This is a genomic window from Rhizobacter sp. P2_H2, assembly GCF_056403375.1.
This window is the reverse complement of the sequence record NZ_JBFUFP010000872.1, coordinates 1-2,362: the sequence shown is the minus strand read 5'-3', so window position 1 is coordinate 2,362 and position 2,362 is coordinate 1. Positions and strand designations below refer to the sequence as shown.

Below are 2,362 nucleotides of genomic sequence, written 5' to 3'. Positions count from 1 at the left end.
CTCGCCGACGATGTCGCTGAACTCGTCGAGCGTCGGCAGCGGGCATTCGAGCGTGCGGCCGACGCCGATCACGGCGTTCATCGACGGCAGCAGCGTGCCGTAGGCATCGAGGTAGTCGACCAGGTCGCTCAGCGGATCGGGCCGCGAGTTGTCGATCAGGATCACCAGCGCCAGCGCGTCGGCGGCGAGGATCTGCCACATGAATTCGAAGCGCAGTTGCCCCGGCGTGCCGAACAGCCGCACCACCTGGCCGTCGCCCAGGTCGACCTGGCCGAAATCGAGACCCACGGTGGTGTGCGATTTCGCGAGCGAGGGATCGGTGTTGCGCACGTCGGTGGTGACCGGCGGCGTGTCGCTGAGTGCCGCGATCGCGGTGGTCTTGCCCGCACCGGGCGTGCCGGTGAAGACGATCTTGGGGTCCTTCATGTCGAGCCCTTGTTGCTGATGCCGAGCGTGCGGCGCAGGCGGGAGACCAGGCCCGCATCGGCCGCTGGCGCCACGCTACGCTCACCCGGCGCGCCGGCTGCGGCGGGCACCCCGCGCGACTGCGGCGCCACGCGGGCCGCGAGGCTCAGCAGGCCGGCATGGCCCATCGCGTCGACGAACCTCGCGCACTCGGCGCTGTCGACGTTGCACAGGCGGGCCAGTTCGTCGAGCGTCACCGGGCGCACCGACAGGAAGGTGGCCAGCCGCACACCGTAGCGGTGCGGCTGCAGCAGGCCGGCCGACGGCCAGCGGCTCAGCCGAAAGCTGCCGGTGGACCAGGGCTGGCGGCCGCCCGCGGTGGCCGGCACCATCGGGGCCGGGGCCGCGGAAGGCAACTTCGGCAGCAGCTTGTCTTCGACCGCCAGCAGCGCATCGACGAAGGCGTCGTACTGGAGCGGCCGGGTCAGCACCTGGTGGCCGTCGGCATGGGACGCTGGAAGGGAAGTGCCGGGCCCGTCGACCAGTTGCAGCTGGGAGACCGGGTCGTCGAGCAGGCCGGGGATGGTGGTGGGTTCGTCGCCGCCCAGCAGCAGCAGGTGGGCTTCGCCGGTGGTCGAGACCTGCCAGTCGCAGCGCAGCCGGCCCTGGGCCAGCCGCAGGAACACCTCGACCTTCAGCATGTCCTGCACGTTCACGGACTGCGCAAGCACGCTCAGCCGTCGCCGCACCGTCGTCGCTGCTGTCACTGGATCCACCTCTGCTGCTATTTGAGTCCACCGAAGGAAACAAATCGTAACCAGGCTTTGTCGTCAAATGATGCAGAACCCGTCTGCAAAGCAGCAGAGGTCGATCTGGAGGGATCAGGCGAGTGCGAGGCGCGCGAGCCGATATCCCAGGCCGGCGCACGCGAGCGAGCCCAGCACGTGGGCCAGCGTGTGGCCGATGGCGAGCACCCATTCGTCGCGCTGGATCAGCGCGAGCGATTCGCCGGAGAACGACGAGAAGGTCGTCAGCCCGCCGAGGAAGCCGGTCACCGCCAGCAGCCGCAGCAGCTCGTTCGGGCTGCGCTGGAACCAGTACAGCGCGATGCCGATCAGCAGCCCGCCGGCACAGTTGACGAGCAGCGTGCCGAGCGGAAAACCCGCCCACTGCGCGTTCAGCCACAGCCCGGCCCACCAACGCAGCAGCGCGCCGAAGACCGCGCCGGTGGCGACGGCCAGCACCTGCAGCCACGTGATGCCCGCACCGACGCCGGTCGTCATGGCGCGAGGTTTCCGCTCGCGATGCCCCAGCGCTGCAGCGCGGCATCGTCGTGGCTGCGGGCATCGACCCAGCGCGCGCCCTGCGGCGTGTGCTCCTTCTTCCAGAACGGGGCTTGCGTCTTCAGGTAGTCCATCAGGAACTCGCAGGCCTGGAAGGCCTGGCCGCGGTGCGCCGACGTGACGGCCACCAGCACGATCTGGTCCTGCGCATCGAGCACGCCGACGCGGTGGATCACGCGCGCGGCGCGGATGTCGAAGCGGGCCAGCGCCGCATCGATCATCGCGTCGATCGAGGTCTCGGTCATGCCGGGGTAGTGCTCCAGCTCCATGCGGCTCACGTCAGCGCCGTCGCTGCGGTCGCGCACCGTGCCGACGAACGCGACCACCGCGCCGACGCCACCGTCACCGGCGCGCAGGCGGGCCACCTCGGCACCGAGGTCGAAGTCTCCGGTCTGGATCGAGACGCGCGTGGAGCCCATGTCAGCCTCCGGTCACCGGCGGAAAGAAGGCCARCTCGGCGTCGTCGTGCAACCGCGCGGCTTCGTCGCACAGCACCTGGTCGAGCGCGCAGCGCACCGCCCGGGTTCGCGCCAGCGCCGCCGCGTGGCGCGCGTCAAGCGCGATCAGCGCGTCGCGCGCCGCGCCCACGTCGACGCCGTCTCGCAGCTCCAGCG

5 protein-coding genes are annotated in these 2,362 nt (G+C 70.6%); all 5 read right to left on the bottom strand.

What is annotated here, in order from left to right:
- Window positions 1–426, bottom strand: a 426-nt coding sequence (locus tag AC1D15_RS27575) for a GTP-binding protein (protein ID WP_477828514.1), incomplete at its 3' end; no start/stop codon positions are given.
- Complete coding sequence (locus AC1D15_RS27570; protein ID WP_477828513.1) at window positions 423–1,136, bottom strand: hypothetical protein; 714 nt, start codon at window positions 1,134–1,136, stop codon at window positions 423–425. The genes AC1D15_RS27570 and AC1D15_RS27575, both read right to left, overlap by 4 nt.
- A gap of 150 nt (window positions 1,137–1,286) precedes the next feature.
- Window positions 1,287–1,688, bottom strand: coding sequence for a fluoride efflux transporter CrcB (gene crcB / locus AC1D15_RS27565; protein WP_477828512.1), 402 nt, complete (start codon window positions 1,686–1,688; stop codon window positions 1,287–1,289).
- Window positions 1,685–2,167 carry a molybdenum cofactor biosynthesis protein MoaE gene (locus AC1D15_RS27560; RefSeq protein WP_477828511.1) on the bottom strand — a complete coding sequence of 161 codons (483 nt, stop codon included), beginning with the start codon at window positions 2,165–2,167 and terminating at the stop codon, window positions 1,685–1,687. The genes crcB and AC1D15_RS27560 overlap by 4 nt, the downstream gene beginning before the upstream one ends.
- Before the next feature lies 1 nt (window position 2,168).
- A complete protein-coding gene (locus AC1D15_RS27555) occupies window positions 2,169–2,360 on the bottom strand; it encodes a MoaD/ThiS family protein (protein ID WP_477828510.1) in 192 nt (63 codons plus the stop codon).
- Window positions 2,361–2,362: the final 2 nt, after the last annotated feature.